The following is a 15001-nucleotide window of genomic DNA, read 5'->3' as shown; positions in this document are numbered from 1 at the left end:
CCGGTAGAACCCTTAAATACTGTTCGATATGGCGCTACCGGTTCCCTGAAACATCAGCCAGGACAAGAAGAAGTTGACAATAAAAATGGCCAGCAGAGCTGTGACGACTGCCGTAGTTGTAGACTGGCCCACTCCCTTAGCTCCGCCAGTTGTGGTCAGGCCCCAGTTTGAGCCAATCACCGCAATTAGTAGGCCAAACACGAATGCCTTAATCATGGAACTGATCAAGTCCCAGGGGGTGAGAAAGCTTTGGGCTGAGTCTAAAAATACTGAGGTAGGAATGTTGTAGAGGGAGGTGGCAATGATCAGTCCTCCAGTCATGCCCGTGATGAATGACAGGACGTTCAGCAGAGGCAGCATCAGAGCGCAGGCCACCACCCGAGGAATCACCAGATAGTCAATCGGGTCTGTCTTTAAGATCTGCAGCGCATCGATTTGCTCTGTCACCTTCATAGTGCCGATCTCAGCAGCAAAGGCCGACCCCACCCGGCCCGCCAAAATCACTGCCGTCAAAACCGGCCCCAGCTCCCTTGCTAGGGTTAGCGCCAGTACTCCGCCTACCGCCGTACCTGCTCCAAAATTAATGAACTCGCGGGTGACCTGGATGGTAAACACCATGCCGACAAAGGCTGCTGTGATCAGGGCAATCAGGAGCGACGCAGGCCCAACCGCCACCATCTGATCCAGCGTGTTGCGCCGATGAATCGGCCTTGAGATCAGGTGAATAACCACTTGCCCAGTCAAAAAGATCGCTGCCATAAGGCGGCGGAGCCATTGATTGAGGCTCGAATTATCGCCAATTTGCGTCAAGCACCTACCCTCAAACGACCTTTTGCGACCTTTGACGTTACAGAATGCATTGGTTCAGCATTAAACCTTAAAAGAACTCTACTGAAGGTTAATTGGCCTGACAACAGGCCAGAGTCAGGATTGGCGCAGTTTTGTTACAGCACTTCAATACATTACGTGATCGAGCTTGAAGAATTTTCACCCCAACCGCACAACCTGAGGCTGGGTGCGTAAGGTTAGAGAGGATTTTTCCCAATCGCTCGCTAACTTCGATTACTTGTGACAAGAAGTAGGTCAGGTATGCGCTGTGTCCCTCGCCGTCTATTTTTCTTGACCTTAACGGCTATTGTCAGTTTTCTGCTGCCGCTAGTGATGATTGGCAGCATCGTGCTGGGATTATCAGGATTAACAAGGCTGGCTTTGCTGATGCCCTTTACCCAACAAGTGCTGCAGCACTTGCTTCATTTTCTCACTACTTTGGGTAGCGGCAACGCCTGGCATGGGGTTTTGATTGTGGGGTTGACCTCCAGCACCGTCGGGGTTTTGTTTGATACATTTGCTTCTGCTCGGTTTGAAGGCTTTAGTCACCATTAGTCCCGCTAGTCGTTCCTAGCAAAACTCCTTATCCTGGTATAGGTGTTCCATCGTTGGGCATACCTATGAACCATGCACCGCTGCCTTGCCTTTCCCAGCAGCAGACCATTACCCGGCAGCCGTTGGCCAGGATTTTCCTGGTTGAGAATCTGATTAAGTCCCTGGTTATTGGGTTTTTTGTAGCGCTATTGGGTTGGGCCTTGCTGCCCTCAGCTCCAGCCTACGCTAGACAAGCCCTGCCCCAGACGCAGGCTCAGTCGATTCAGCCCTACCTCAACCGGGTGGCCGATCAGGTCACGGAATTTACCCTCGACAACGGCATGAAGTTTATCGTGCTGCGACGGCCTGAAGCGCCTGTTGTCTCCTTCATGATTCACGCCAATGTTGGTGGGGTGAATGAAGAGGACGGCAAGACCGGCATTGCCCACTACTTGGAGCACCTGGCATTTAAGGGCACAACTCGTATCGGCACTCAAGACTATGCTGCTGAGAGAGCGGTGTTTAGCGAAATGGATGCTGTCTTCGATCAAATCTTGGCGGCAGAGGATGCCGGAGATGCGGCGACGGCAACGCGCTTGAAGGGGCAGCTAGAGACGCTGCAGCAAAAGGCGGCTACCTTTGTAGAGCAAAACAAGTACGGTCAGATCGTAGAGCAGTCAGGCGGGGTTGGGCTGAATGCGACGACTGCTGCCGATGCCACCCGCTATTTCTACAGCCTGCCCGCTAACAAGCTCGAACTCTGGATGTCTCTGGAGTCGGAACGTTTTCTTGAGCCGGTTTTCCGGGAGTTCTACGAGGAGAAAAACGTAATTCTTGAGGAGCGTCGGATGCGGGTAGACAACTCCCCCATCGGCAAAATGGTGGAGGAATTTTTGGGTGCTGCGTTTGAGACTCATCCCTACCGCCGCCCTGTGATTGGCTACGAAGCTGATCTGTACCGGGCCACTCGACAAGACATTCAAGATTTTTATGACACCTACTACGGCCCTAGCAATCTCATTGCAGCGGTGGTCGGGGATGTTGATCCAGATCAGGTGCGTGAGCTGGCCCAAACCTATTTTGGTCGCTACCAGGCTAGAACCCGCCCATCGCAGCTAGAGATCAATGAGCCGCCCCAGACCGAGCCTCGAGAATTTACGCTAGAGCTGCCTTCGCAGCCGTGGTACCTAGAAGGCTATCACCGCCCTGGTATTAATCATCCTGACCATGTGATTTACGGCATGATTGACGGCATTTTGCTGGGGGGTCGGACGTCGCGGATTTACAAAAAGCTGGTGGTGGACGACCAGATTGCGCTAGATGTCGGCAGTCTGAACGGGTTTCCGGGAGACAAATACGACAATATCTTTTTGCTCTATGCCCTGACGGCTCCAGGCCATACGGTGGATGAAATTGCGGCGGCGTATCGTCAGGAACTGACGCGGCTGCAGGAAACCTCTGTTACGCCAGAGGAGCTGGATCGGGTGAAGACTCAGGCCCGAGCGGGTCTGGTGCGATCGCTATCTTCTAATGCCGGGATGGCCAGTCTGCTCACTGAGTATGAGGCGAAGACCGGGAGCTGGCGCAATGTTTTTGAGGAACTTGAGGCCATTCAGGCGGTAACAGCGGCAGATGTGCAGCGAGTTGCCAGAGCCACCTTCCAGCCCAACAGCCGCACGGTCGGTAAGCTCATTTCCAGCCCGGCTGGCGGCTAAGGCGGCTTGCCAGCGCTACGCCTGTCAGTACTGCGCCTGCCAGTGCTAATCCTGTTAGTCACCCTTTTGCAAAAACGAAGACCTATGGACTGGTTTACTTCCCTACGCCGCCCCTTTCGAAACTGGTTTTTACTGCCTTCGCTCGGGGTTGTGACCCTGGTTGGGGTCTTGCTGTTGGGCTGGCAGCCGCCTGCGATCGCAAACACCGCCCGCCACTACACTGAGCTAGAGTTTCCGTCGCTGCCGGAGATCCAGATCCCGGCCTATGAGCGGTACGAACTGCCCAATGGAGTGGTGGTTTACCTGATGGAAGACCACGAGCTGCCCCTAGTAGGCGGCACCGCCACCTTCCGGACTGGCACTCGGTTTGAGCCAGCCAATCAGGTAGGACTAGGGGCATTAATGGGCCAGTCTATGCGGCTAGGGGGCACTGAATCACTGCCCCCCGATCAGCTCAACCAGGCGCTAGAGCAGCGGGCCGCCTCCGTAGAAACAAACTTGGATGAGACCGCAGGCAGCGCCAGCTTCAATACGCTGACAGAGGATCTCAACGACGTCTTTGCTATTTTTGCCGATGTCGTGCAGCGTCCGGCCTTCACTCCAGATCGGATCGATTTGCTCAAGAGCCAATACGCAGGTGGCATTGCCCGTCGCAATGACGATCCCGATGCAGTTGCCTCGCGGGAGTTTCGCAAGCTGGTCTATGGAGCCAACAGCCCCTATGCCCGTACGGTTGAATATGCCACCCTCAACAACATCAGCCGCGACGACATTCTCCGTTTTTACCAAGCCTCTATTCGTCCAGAGCAAACAATTTTGGGCATCGTCGGTGATTTCGATCCGGAGTCAATGAAGCGGCTGATTGCCCAGTACTTTGGCGACTGGCAGGCAACTGGCAACCCACTTAACGTTGCTCAGCTGCCGCCGGTTAACCAGGCTCAGACGGGAGTGTTTGCGGTCAATCTGCCTCAGCTAACCCAGAGTTCTGTCTTTGTCGGTCACTTAGGCGGCCAGCTCGACTACCCTGAGCATGGGTCGCTATCGGTCATGAACGAGGTGCTCAATGGTTTTGGCGGACGGTTGTTTAACGAGGTGCGATCGCGCCAAGGGCTAGCCTACTCGGTCTATGCTTACTGGTCTCCTCGCTGGGACTACCCCGGCCTATTTATCGGCGGCGGCCAGACCCGATCCGATGCTACCGTGCCTTTTGTTCAGTCAGTTAAGAGCGAAATTAACCGCATTCGCAGCACGCCGATTACAGAGGTAGAGCTGGCCCGCGCTAAAGATTCAGTGCTCAACAGCTTTGTTTTCAACTTTCAAGATCGGGTGCAGACCCTGTCGCGCCTAATTCGCTACGAGTACTACGGCTACCCCTCCGACTTTGTCTTCCGCTTTCAGCGCGACGTGGAAAACACCACTATCGCCGATGTCCAGTCAGCTGCCCAGAAATACCTCAACCCAGATCGACTGGTAACTTTGGTGGTCGGCAATCCCCAGGCAATTCAGCCCTCCTTGGAGGTGCTCTCGCCTAACCAGGCGGTGACTACTATCGACGTCACCATTCCCCAACCAGGGGCTTGAAAACGTCTACCCCGATCGCCTTGCCTGCAGTGCCAGCACAATTTCTTGATGCTTCTGGCGGCTAATCGGATAGCGGTAAGCAAACCATAGACTGCCTGCCACTAAGAGAGCAGGCAGTGGACCAATCAGCAGGCGGATGGCCCAAAGGGCGCTAGTAGGCTGATCCACTGCCTCGGCGGTCAAGCCCGTCCACTCCAGAACTTGACCGGAGAGGAAAAGTGCGATCGCAAGTCCCAGCTTTTGCAAAAATACCACCGCGCTAAAATACACCCCTTCTCGACGCTGCCCTATGCGCAGTTCATCCAGGTCAATCACATCGGGCAGCATGGCAAAGGGCACCAGGTACAGCGTCGCCAGCCCCAGACCGACCCCTGCCGCGAGTCCATACATCCAGCCCATCTGACCAGGCTGCACCGTCACTAGGCCCAGGAGGCACAGAACGCTGATCGGGGCTCCGATCAGGAAAATCGATCGCTTTTCGGTTCGCTGTCCCAGCCAGTTCCAGCCCACCATCGAGACAATGGCACTGCCCTGAACCGTCAGCGCCATCTGAGCAAAGTGAGTCTCTGGCAGCTTCATCCAGGCAGAGACGAAGTAGGGCAGCATCGCCGCCGTCACCTGAATTCCCATCCAGGCAAACAGATACAGTCCCAGTACCTGCCGAAAAGCCGTATTTTGCCAGAGACTGCGGATCTGGCTACTCAGAGGCACGCCCAAGGCCGCCGTGCGCTCTCGTCGCCGGGCTTCCATCTGCCAGTAGCGACGGTAGGTCCCCACCACGCAAATTGCCACGGCAACAAGGGCAATTCCCCCCGAGATCAGCCCCAATACAAGATACTGCTGTCTAGGCTGGGCCACCTGAGCAAAGACAACCTGGGCCAGCCCTAGCCCCAGCAGGCTGCCGCCAATGCTAAAGGCCGACTTGATGCCAATCAGGCTAGTGCGCTCATCATAGTCATCACTTAGCTCTGCTGCCAGGGCCGTGTAGGGCAGCTGCACAGCGGTAAAGGCAACATAGATCACCAGCGACAGCAGCGCATAGTAAGTAAATAGGCCGCTCTGACTGCTAATCGGGGGCACCCACCACAGCAGCCCGCAGCACAGGGCCAGGGGAACCGCACCATAGACCATCCAGGGGTAGCGGCGACCGAGGGGCGACGTGGTGCGATCGCTCAGCCAACCAATCGCCGGATCGTTAATCGCATCCCAAACCCGACCCAGCAGCAACACTCCCCCTGCCAGGGCTGGGCTTAGCCCCACAACCGTAGTCAAAAAATACAGCAGAAAAAAGGCCGCCAGACCGACTGGCACAGCCCCTGCGAGTTCACCCACGCCGTAGGTTAATCTAGCTGGCAGAGACAGCCGAGGCAATGTCATACCGACTTTAGCGCTCGCTATTTTGTATGCCCTGTTTTGTAAAAGCTATGCGGATGAAAGGACTTGAACCTTCACTCCCGAAAGAACTAGAACCTAAATCTAGCGCGTCTACCAATTCCGCCACATCCGCATCAGGGAACTATTGTAGCAATAAACCGCGCGACGAGCACCGAAAAAGAAGCATTTTTGATGCTAGACGGCTAGCCCGACTCCCGCTGATGAAAACTGCAGAGTAGACTTCAAGCCAAGGCGGAGAAGAACTATCATTAAGAAAGGTGTAAAACTGTTGGCGGGAAGATCGGCAATCTTTCTGGTAGCCCAAATCACTAGCGGCAAGACTCAACAGAAGGCAGCTCAGAGGTTCGGTGTGGTTCGCCTGATTTATCAGGAAAAAGCTCTGGCAGCAAGATTGGCCAGTGTTTTGTCCCTAGTGGACAAAATGAGGGAAGATCAGACCGAATTATTAGGATCGGCTCTAGCATTCGGAAGCGCAAGGAGACACCTCTGGAATGGGTAAAGTAGTTGGCATCGACCTGGGCACCACCAATTCAGTTGTTTCAGTCATGGAAGGTGGCAAACCGGTTGTGATTGCCAACGCTGAAGGGATGCGAACAACGCCTTCAGTGGTGGCCTTTAGCAAGGAAGGAGAACGGCTCGTCGGTCAGATGGCCCGGCGGCAGGCGGTGCTCAACCCCCAAAACACGTTTTACGGCGTCAAACGCTTCATGGGCCGTAAGTATGGAGAGCTCAGCCAAGAATCCAAGCAAGTGCCCTACACCATCCGACGCGATGATGTAGGCAACATTAAAGTTCGCTGCCCGCGCCTAGAAAAAGACTTTGCTCCCGAAGAAGTCTCGGCCATGATTCTGCGAAAGCTGGCTGATGAAGCCAGCCGCTACTTGGGCCAGCCAGTAACGGGCGCAGTGATCACAGTACCTGCCTATTTTAACGACGCTCAGCGGCAGGCCACCCGTAACGCAGGCCGCATCGCTGGCCTAGACGTCAAGCGCATTCTCAACGAGCCCACAGCGGCTTCTCTGGCCTATGGCCTTGACCAGAAATACAACCAGACTATTCTGGTGTTTGACCTGGGCGGCGGCACCTTCGATGTGTCTGTGTTGGATGTGGGCGATGGCGTCTTTGAGGTGCGCTCTACAGTGGGCGACACGCAGCTAGGCGGCACCAACTTTGACCAAAAAATTGTCGATTGGCTAGCAGAGCAGTTTCAGGAAGCAGAAGGCATTGACCTGCGGCGGCGCGATCGCCAGGCGCTGCAACGTCTGACCGAGGCTGCCGAAAAAGCCAAGATTGAGCTTTCTGGGATTGCGGTCACCGACATCAACCTGCCCTTCATCACCGCTACTGAAGACGGACCCAAACATCTAGACGCCCGCCTGACTCGGGCTCAGTTTGAGGGACTGTGTGGGGATCTGGTTAGCCGGTTGCGTGGACCTTTAAAGCAGGCCCTAGCAGATGCCGGTCTTACCCCCAATGACATTGATGAAGTCGTCTTGGTTGGTGGAGCCAGCCGCATGCCGATGGTGCAGGAGCTGGTACGCAGCTTTATCGGCATAGAGCCCAACCAAAACGTCAACCCCGACGAGGTCGTTGCGGTGGGTGCAGCCATTCAGGCAGGTATTCTTACCCAAGAAATTCAAGACATCTTGCTGCTAGATGTGACGCCCCTCTCCCTGGGCCTAGAAACCATCGGCGGCGTAATGAAAAAGCTAATCCCTCGCAACACCACCATTCCAGTACGCCGCTCTGACGTGTTTTCGACCTCGGAGAACAACCAGACCTCGGTTGAGGTGCACGTGCTGCAGGGGGAGCGCGAGATGGCGGGGGATAACAAGTCCCTGGGCCGCTTTAAGCTGGTCGGCATTCCGCCTGCCCCTCGGGGGGTGCCCCAGGTGCTTGTCTCCTTCGACATTGATGCCAACGGCATTCTCCAAGTGTCGGCGATGGACAAGACGACGGGTCGAGAGCAGAGCCTGACCGTGCAGGGAGCCGCAGATCTAGCCGAAGAAGAAGTGCAGCGGATGATTCAGGAGGCAGAAGAGTATGCCGACACCGACCGTCTGCAGCGAGAGCGAGTCGAGAAGCGCAACCGGGCCGAGGCCCTGACCTTCCAGGCAGAGCGACTGCTGCGTGAAGTGGCGCTTGATTTTGGCATGCAGTTTGCGCGCGATCGCAGACGCCGTATCGAGAGCCTAGTGCAAGAACTGCGAGAGTATTTAGAGCGCGTCGATGAGCGGGGCATCGACATCACCCAAGCCGAGCTTCAAGATGAGCTGTACGACCTCAACCGTGAAGCCTACCTCTATGAGGAAGAGGACAAGGAAGAAGGCGGCATTTTGGGGCAGATTGGCGACACCCTAAAGCGTACCTTTGCCTTTGACGATGACGAACCCATTCGCGACTACGGCTACCAGGGATCGTCTTCCTGGGGCAACTGGGATGACGGCTGGGACTATGACAGCCGCAGCCGTCCCTACAACGCACCCCAACCCTCTTACCGAGACGAACCGCCTTACCGCTCAGAGCCCCCCTACCGCTCCGAACCCCCTTATCGGGAGGAGCCACCCCGCCGCAGTTCGCCCCCCTATCGGGAAGATCGCTACCCCGAAAATCGCTCCTGGGATGACCGGCCTGCAAACCAGGGGAGTTCCGAGGGCTACCGCCGGGACGATCGTCGGGAGGCCCCCCCATCAGATCGAAGCTATCCCGATGCCTATCGCCCCGATGAGCGGCGGCCCGACCGATCGCAAAACCCCGCACCTCGGCCGGATGCTTGGAACGGCGATAGCCGACCGGAATCGCGATCGGCTGAACGACGCGATGGCCCAAGACCAGCCCCAGAAGGTCAGCGCAGCCCCAACGGCTACTCGCCTCCTGGCCGCCCCCCTGCCCCTGCTCCTGACGATGCTCCTCCTCGACGTCGGTACGACAGCGAAGACTGGGGCGATGACGACGACGAGTGGTTTTAGACTCAAGGGCAGGTTAATTTACCGACCTGCCCCATCCACTATTAATCCTTCATCCTGATTGCTTTTCAATGCAGAACTTTCGGAACTACTACGAGATTCTGGGAGTTTCCCGAGACGCTACCTTTGATGAGATCAAGCGGGCTTACCGGCAGCTAGCTCGTCGCTACCACCCCGACATGAATCCGGGTGACAAGTCAGCCGAGGAGAAGTTTAAGCTTCTGGGGGAAGCCTATAACGTTCTATCCGACACCGAAAAGCGCTCCCAGTATGAGCAGTTCAGCCAGTTCTGGAAGCAAAAAGGCTTCCAGGGGGTGCGCTTCAACCGTACCAAACCGACCCCAGAGCGCACCAATGGGCGCAACCCGCTCGAAGACCTTGACTTTGGCGAGTTTCCTGACTTCAATAACTTTGTCGATCAGCTGCTCAACCGTCGCCGTGAAGCAGCCTCCCAGCGCGAAGCGGCGGCCCGGCAGGAGCCGACTAGCTGGCGTGAACCCGTTGAGGAGGTTGCGTCAGCCCCTAGAGACGATGCGGACTTTCGCTCGGGTCGAACGAAGACGGCCTACAGCGCACCTTCGCGGGCTGACCGCCGCGACGCCGAAGCCAACCTCACCATTCCTCTGGAGCGAGCTTTTGCAGGTGGTCGGGAGCGCATTCGCCTGGAAGATGGCCGTTCCTTAGAGGTCAACATGCCAGTGGGTATGGTCACAGGTCAACGGATTCGGCTCAAGGGCCAAGGCATTGGCGGCGGCAACCTCTATCTGCGAATTGAGGTTGAGCCACATCCCTTCTTCACCCTGCAGGGCGACGATGTGTTTTGCCGCCTGCCTCTGACGCCCAGTGAGGCAACTCTGGGGGGCACTATTGAGGTGCCTACTCTAGATGGTCTAGTGCGAATGACAATTCCGGCAGGCGTCCAGCCGAGGCAGCGGCTGCGGCTGTCAGGCAAGGGCTATCCGATCGGTCGAGAGCGACGGGGCGATCAGATCATTGAGGTGGAGGTCGTCGTTCCTAGTGTGCTAAGCGATCGCGAAAAGGCGCTCTATGCAGAACTGCGAGAGATGGAAACGCTTAACCCCAGGGCAGATCTGCCGGTTTAGTTCTGGCCTTGGTGTCGTTGGCCCATGAAACTGGCCCTATGGAACAATTGGGCTGCCGTGATGATGCACTAGGTACCACTGCCCGCCCATGCGTTCAAAGATATTAGTAGCCATCGACTGCGCTTCTAGGCGGCGACCGCTGCCGACCTGCAGAATGGTCTCGATCAGCACCACGTAGGCCAAATCGCCGCTGCTCTCAATGCTGATGATATCGGTATCGATCTCCAGGTAGCGAGTATTTTTGAAGATCTGCTCCCAGGAGGTACCAATGGCTTCCCAGCCCTTAAGGGCTTTGCGGCCCGGATGGATGCAGAGGCTGTTTATGCCTTTGGACCAGGCAGCTGTCATGGCTTCTAGGTCTTTCTTTTCAAAGGCCCGATAGAAGCGGTCATTGGCTGCCAGAATGGCTTCTCGATCGCCAGCCATTGAAGTCCTCGCTGATAAGATACAGAAACGTTCTTTCGTAAGGGTATCCTGAGCATGCCTATCTCTGCTGGTCGTTCTGCCCATCTTAGGAGGTCAGGGAAAACGCATGCTGCAACTTGAAAATCTCTGCAAGCACTATGGCAAACGCCCGATTTTGCAGAATTTAAGTCTGACGATTCAACCAGGGGAAATTTACGGCCTGTTAGGCCCAAACGGTGCCGGTAAGACAACGACGATCAACCTAATTTGTGGGCTACTGGAGGCAGACTCTGGGGCCGTTTATGTGGGTGGACGTCGGGCAGGAAACGCAACCAAGCCGTTGCTGGGCGTCATGCCTCAGGAAAATTTGCTCTACCGAGGACTGACCTGCGAGGAGAACCTGGCGTTTTTTGGGCGCATTTATGGATTATCTAGGCGGGAGCGTTTGAGCCAGATTGAGCGCTGTTTGGGGCTGGTAAATCTGCTAGATCGCGCCAAAACTCCGGTGGAGAAACTCAGTGGCGGCATGCAGCGTCGCCTCAGTCTAGCGGTAGCGATGATGCATCGGCCTAAGCTGCTGATTTTGGATGAACCCACTACTGGCCTCGATATTGAATCTCGCTATGAGGTGTGGGCGCTGATCCGCAGCTTTAAGCAGTCGGGGGTGACGGTATTGCTGACCACCCACCTATTAGATGAGGTAGAGCGGCTCTGTCACTGCATCGGCATTCTAAAGCAGGGGAAATTGCTGGCTGAAGGTACCTTGGCCGAACTGCGCCAGCGAATTCCAGCCCAGGAAGTGGTCACTGTTGAAACTGATGACCCGGAAGGTGCGATCGCACGTGCCCAACTTCACGGCTTTACCCCCCGCCACTACGGCTCAGATCTCGCCTTTTGGATACCCGAACACCTGGAGCTAAAAGACTTGCTCGATCGCTTTGAGGGCGTTGCTTTAAACTCGATTTCGCGACACCCTGTGCGGCTAGAGCATATCTATCTGGAAGTGACTAAGAATGCGATCGCTTACGATCAGCCGCTGCCGGTGTAGTGATGGGGTCTTTGAGAATTGAACTTCGCTGAATACTAGGAAGGCGATGCATTACATCTGAAACTCTGGACGTTTACCAGAACTTTGGCTGCAATACATCGCCCCTGGTTCAACGAACGGTTAACTAAATCTACAGCTCCGCTAGCACCTCACGGGCAGCAGCAATGGTTTTCTCGATGTCCGCATCGGTGTGGGCCAGCGAGGTAAAGCCAGCTTCAAACTGAGAGGGGGCCAGGTAGACGCCCCGCTCCAACATACCCCGATGGAAGCGGCTGAACTTAGTCAAGTCAGAGCGCTTGGCATCGTCATAGTTGTGCACCGGCCCTGCCTGGAAGAAGAAGCCAAACATGGCGCTGACACTGCCGCCATAGACCTCATGACCTGCCTCTCGGGCGGCCTGCAGTAGGCCCTCGGTCAGCTTGCGGGTGATGGTCTCTAGCTGCTCATAGGTACCGGGTCGCTGCAATAGCTCTAGGGTCTTGATGCCGGCGGTCATTGCCAGGGGGTTACCAGAGAGAGTGCCCGCCTGATAAACCGGGCCTGCCGGAGCCACCATTTCCATGATGTCGCGCCGTCCCCCATAGGCTCCAACCGGCAGGCCGCCGCCGATGATTTTGCCCAGGGTTGTCAGGTCGGGGGTAACGCCAAATTTCTCCTGCACGCCGCCGTAGGCAATGCGGAACCCAGTCATGACCTCATCAAAGACCAGCAGCGCATCATTGTCTTGGGTCAGCTCCCGCAGCCCTTCTAGGAAACCGGCATCGGGTACGATAAAGCCGGAGTTGCCCACAATAGGCTCTAAAATTACCCCGGCAATCTCGCCTTTATTCTCCTCAAAGAGTGCCTTTACAGCTTCTAGATCGTTGTAGGGAGCCGTTAGGGTATCGCTGGTGGCGGCCTTGGGCACGCCAGGAGAGTCGGGCAGGCCCAAGGTGGCAACGCCTGACCCGGCCTGTACCAAGAACATATCGGCGTGGCCGTGATAGCAACCAGCAAATTTGATGATCTTGTCGCGTCCGGTAAAGGCTCGCATCAGTCGCAGCACGGCCATACAGGCTTCGGTGCCGGAGTTGACAAAGCGCACCATCTCAATGCTGGGAACGGCCTGGATCACCATTTCAGCCAGGACGTTCTCAAGATAGCTGGGTGCGCCAAAGCTGGTGCCTTTTTCCAAGGCTGCTGCTAACGCCTGATTAACTTCGGGATGCGCATGGCCGCAAATTGCCGGACCCCAGGTGCCGACGTAGTCGATGTACTGGTTACCGTCTACATCCCAGACGTAGGCTCCCTTAACTCGGTCAAAGACGATGGGCTGTCCGCCTACCGATTTAAATGCCCGCACGGGAGAGCTCACTCCGCCCGGCATCAGATTTTGGGCTGCTGAAAAAATCTCTTGTGATTTGGTCGTGTTGAATGAGGTCGTACTCACCAAAGCGTTTTCCTCTCTGTACCTGCGAAAGCCAGCAAATAATGACTAGAGGCCAAGCAATCATTGCCCAAAATTGGCCGTAATCATTATCCTATCGATTAGGTTAAGCAAATCCCGTCACATGTTAAGGAATGTAGAGACGCAATCAATCGCGTCTCTACACACAACAAGAAGTACAGTGCCTGCTGGGGCCAGCCTTTATCGCCGGAAATACTGCAAATTGCCGTTCTGGAGCTGCACCACCGGGTTGTTGGACATCCGCACTAGCTGCTCGTCGTGGGTGGTGACGATCACGGTGATGCCGATGGAGTTGAGCTTTTTGAGAATCTTGATGACCTGGAGGGAATTGTCGGGATCTAGGTTGCCTGTGGGCTCATCGGCCAACAGTAGAGGCGGGGTGCTGACCACGGCGCGGGCAATGCTAACCCGCTGCTGCTCGCCCCCAGAAAGTTCATCAGGAAAGCACTGGGCTTTGCCCTGGAGCCCGACCATCTTTAAGGTGGGCCAGAGGCGGCGATGAATTTCTTTGCGGGTAAAGCCCTGAGCCCACAGAACAAAAGCTACATTCTCAGCTACAGTGCGGCGGGGAATGAGCTTGTAGTCTTGAAAAACGACGCCAATGCGGCGGCGCAGCATGGCCAGACGGTTGCCCCGCAGGAGGGCCATGTCTTCTCCGCCGACCATGATGGAGCCCGATGAGGGGCGCTCTTGGCCGTAGAGAAGCTTGAGCAGAGTAGATTTGCCCGAGCCGGAAGGGCCGGTCACAAATAGGAAGTCGCCCTTGTTAATGTGCAGGTCAACGTTGAGAAGTGCCTGGCTGCCGTTGACGTAGGTTTTGCTGACGCTTTGCAGCGTCACGATGGGTTCGCCAGCAGGCTTAACGGGCGGACGCGGAGTCTCTTCGGGAGCGGCTGGCTCAGCCGGAACCACCATTTGAAGCCGATCGTGAAGCTTGGCTCGAACTTCATCGGGGAGCTGAGTGAAGTGACTGCTGGGGCGGGAAACAACTGAGGTCATGCAGGCTACCAGTAATGCATCTCGCAAAGGTTGACAAAGGCTAGAATGACAACCTTTTTTCGGTTGTTTGGCGAAAAGTTGTGCGGCGGAAAGTTGTTTTGCGGAATTATTCTACTTGACTTGCTGGCTGTAGGAATAGGGTTATTAGAGATTTCAATAATCTTCACAACTGTATCTCAAATAACCCTCTGAAAAACTGTTTTGTCCTTAGGGCTGTAAGGGCTAGGGGCGAGGTTCAGAGTAGGTTAGCGATCGCACCGCAAATCGGGGCAGTGCCAGCATCCGCCGCCAGCGCCAGGGTTCTTGATAGAGGCGATAGAGCCACTCTAGGTGATTGTCGCAAAACCATTTAGGGGCGCGGGTTTTGACCCCGGCCCAGATATCAAAGCTGCCGCCCACGCCGATCCAGATGGCCTGGGGGCAGAGGTGGCGGTGCTCAGCAATCCAAAACTCCTGTCGGGGCACACCCATGCCGACAAAGACGACGCTGGGGCGCAGCGCCTTCAGCTGCTCCTCAAAGGCCGGAAATGCTTCGGGGGGTAGGAAGCCGTGTTGGGTGCCTGCGATCGCAAGATTCGGCAGCTGCGCCTGCCAGTAAGCCGCAGCCCGATCGGCTACGCCGGGTGCCCCGCCATAGAAAAAGGCAGGCTCGTTTGGCCCTAGTGCCGCGAGTACGGCTGCAGCCAGCTCAATTCCAGGCTGACGCTGAACGCGGCGGCCTTTAACTCGAAAGTACAGTACCACCCCAGCCCCATCGGGAATGACGAGGTCCGCCGTTTGAATCAGCCGCCGTAGCTTGGGATTTTGCTCTGACTGCATAGCCATTTCGGCATTGAGCGTTACCACATGGGCAGTTTCGCCTTGCCGCAGCTGGGCCATCAGCCAACGAGTGTAGTCTGTGCCGACATGAACCGGCAGGCCCATCACTGAAAGGGTTTCTAATCTTTCCGCCAGCATTTCCTGTGAGATCTTCCTTAAAC

The 15001-nt window shown here is 56.0% G+C and carries 12 protein-coding genes and 1 tRNA gene; 6 read left to right on the top strand and 7 right to left on the bottom strand.

Annotated features, from left to right (window positions below; genetic code table 11):
- Positions 1-12: 12 nt before the first annotated feature.
- Positions 13-810: an MlaE family lipid ABC transporter permease subunit gene (locus tag H6G13_RS16450; protein WP_190484661.1), complete on the bottom strand. Its 798-nt coding sequence runs from the start codon at positions 808-810 to the stop codon at positions 13-15.
- A 279-nt stretch (positions 811-1089) separates the two neighbouring features.
- On the opposite strand from H6G13_RS16450, the gene H6G13_RS16445 reads away from it, so the two are divergent.
- The 3 genes from H6G13_RS16445 to H6G13_RS16435 all read left to right on the top strand — a co-directional run bounded on the left by H6G13_RS16445 (position 1090) and on the right by H6G13_RS16435 (position 4658).
- Positions 1090-1383, top strand: a complete 294-nt coding sequence (locus tag H6G13_RS16445; protein WP_190484659.1) for a hypothetical protein — start codon at positions 1090-1092, stop codon at positions 1381-1383.
- A 65-nt stretch (positions 1384-1448) separates the two neighbouring features.
- Complete coding sequence (locus H6G13_RS16440; RefSeq protein WP_190484657.1) at positions 1449-3077, top strand: pitrilysin family protein; 1629 nt, start codon at positions 1449-1451, stop codon at positions 3075-3077.
- Positions 3078-3161: 84 nt separating this feature from the next.
- Complete coding sequence (locus tag H6G13_RS16435; RefSeq protein WP_190484655.1) at positions 3162-4658, top strand: pitrilysin family protein; 1497 nt, start codon at positions 3162-3164, stop codon at positions 4656-4658.
- A gap of 6 nt (positions 4659-4664) precedes the next feature.
- Here H6G13_RS16435 and H6G13_RS16430 read toward each other — a convergent pair whose 3' ends face one another.
- Both H6G13_RS16430 and H6G13_RS16425 read right to left on the bottom strand, forming a co-directional pair.
- Positions 4665-6035, bottom strand: a complete 1371-nt coding sequence (locus H6G13_RS16430; protein WP_190484653.1) for an MFS transporter — start codon at positions 6033-6035, stop codon at positions 4665-4667.
- Positions 6036-6083: 48 nt separating this feature from the next.
- Positions 6084-6165, bottom strand: a tRNA-Leu gene (locus H6G13_RS16425).
- A 379-nt stretch (positions 6166-6544) separates the two neighbouring features.
- On the opposite strand from H6G13_RS16425, the gene dnaK reads away from it, so the two are divergent.
- Both dnaK and H6G13_RS16415 read left to right on the top strand, forming a co-directional pair.
- Positions 6545-9022, top strand: coding sequence for a molecular chaperone DnaK (gene dnaK, locus H6G13_RS16420; protein ID WP_190484651.1), 2478 nt, complete (start codon positions 6545-6547; stop codon positions 9020-9022).
- A 68-nt stretch (positions 9023-9090) separates the two neighbouring features.
- Positions 9091-10122, top strand: a complete 1032-nt coding sequence (locus tag H6G13_RS16415) for a J domain-containing protein (protein ID WP_190484649.1) — start codon at positions 9091-9093, stop codon at positions 10120-10122.
- 36 nt (positions 10123-10158) lie between these two features.
- On the opposite strand, the gene H6G13_RS16410 is transcribed toward H6G13_RS16415, so the two are convergent.
- The gene (locus H6G13_RS16410; protein WP_190484647.1) at positions 10159-10548 is read right to left on the bottom strand and encodes a nuclear transport factor 2 family protein; all 390 of its coding nucleotides are present in this window, start codon (positions 10546-10548) and stop codon (positions 10159-10161) included.
- 106 nt (positions 10549-10654) lie between these two features.
- Between H6G13_RS16410 and H6G13_RS16405 the strand changes: the two genes are divergently transcribed.
- Entirely contained in the window at positions 10655-11575 is a 921-nt protein-coding gene (locus H6G13_RS16405) for an ABC transporter ATP-binding protein (protein ID WP_190484644.1), read from the top strand.
- Between the two features lie 130 nt (positions 11576-11705).
- On the opposite strand, the gene hemL is transcribed toward H6G13_RS16405, so the two are convergent.
- The 3 genes from hemL to H6G13_RS16390 all read right to left on the bottom strand — a co-directional run bounded on the left by hemL (position 11706) and on the right by H6G13_RS16390 (position 14978).
- Complete coding sequence (gene hemL, locus H6G13_RS16400) at positions 11706-13007, bottom strand: glutamate-1-semialdehyde 2,1-aminomutase (protein ID WP_190484642.1); 1302 nt, start codon at positions 13005-13007, stop codon at positions 11706-11708.
- 195 nt (positions 13008-13202) lie between these two features.
- Positions 13203-14021 (bottom strand): cell division ATP-binding protein FtsE, encoded by an 819-nt coding sequence (gene ftsE, locus H6G13_RS16395; RefSeq protein ID WP_190484640.1) that lies wholly within the window; start codon positions 14019-14021, stop codon positions 13203-13205.
- Positions 14022-14243: 222 nt separating this feature from the next.
- Positions 14244-14978, bottom strand: a complete 735-nt coding sequence (locus tag H6G13_RS16390) for a WecB/TagA/CpsF family glycosyltransferase (protein WP_242028365.1) — start codon at positions 14976-14978, stop codon at positions 14244-14246.
- Between the last annotated feature and the right edge of the window lie 23 nt (positions 14979-15001).

The sequence above is a fragment of the Pseudanabaena sp. FACHB-2040 genome (genome assembly GCF_014696715.1).
In the GTDB taxonomy this organism is placed as follows: Bacteria; Cyanobacteriota; Cyanobacteriia; order Phormidesmidales; family Phormidesmidaceae; genus JACVSF01.
Note: the sequence above shows the minus strand (reverse complement) of the source record. Positions and strands in the feature narration are given on the sequence as shown.

Coding starts and splice junctions, on each gene's coding strand:
- H6G13_RS16445 (WP_190484659.1), top strand. CDS start 1,090: ATGCGCTGTGTCCCTCGCCGTCTATTTTTCTTGACCTTAACGGCTATT.
- H6G13_RS16440 (WP_190484657.1), top strand. CDS start 1,449: ATGAACCATGCACCGCTGCCTTGCCTTTCCCAGCAGCAGACCATTACC.
- H6G13_RS16435 (WP_190484655.1), top strand. CDS start 3,162: ATGGACTGGTTTACTTCCCTACGCCGCCCCTTTCGAAACTGGTTTTTA.
- H6G13_RS16430 (WP_190484653.1), bottom strand. CDS start 6,035: ATGACATTGCCTCGGCTGTCTCTGCCAGCTAGATTAACCTACGGCGTG.
- dnaK (WP_190484651.1), top strand. CDS start 6,545: ATGGGTAAAGTAGTTGGCATCGACCTGGGCACCACCAATTCAGTTGTT.
- H6G13_RS16415 (WP_190484649.1), top strand. CDS start 9,091: ATGCAGAACTTTCGGAACTACTACGAGATTCTGGGAGTTTCCCGAGAC.
- H6G13_RS16410 (WP_190484647.1), bottom strand. CDS start 10,548: ATGGCTGGCGATCGAGAAGCCATTCTGGCAGCCAATGACCGCTTCTAT.
- H6G13_RS16405 (WP_190484644.1), top strand. CDS start 10,655: ATGCTGCAACTTGAAAATCTCTGCAAGCACTATGGCAAACGCCCGATT.
- ftsE (WP_190484640.1), bottom strand. CDS start 14,021: ATGACCTCAGTTGTTTCCCGCCCCAGCAGTCACTTCACTCAGCTCCCC.
- H6G13_RS16390 (WP_242028365.1), bottom strand. CDS start 14,978: ATGCTGGCGGAAAGATTAGAAACCCTTTCAGTGATGGGCCTGCCGGTT.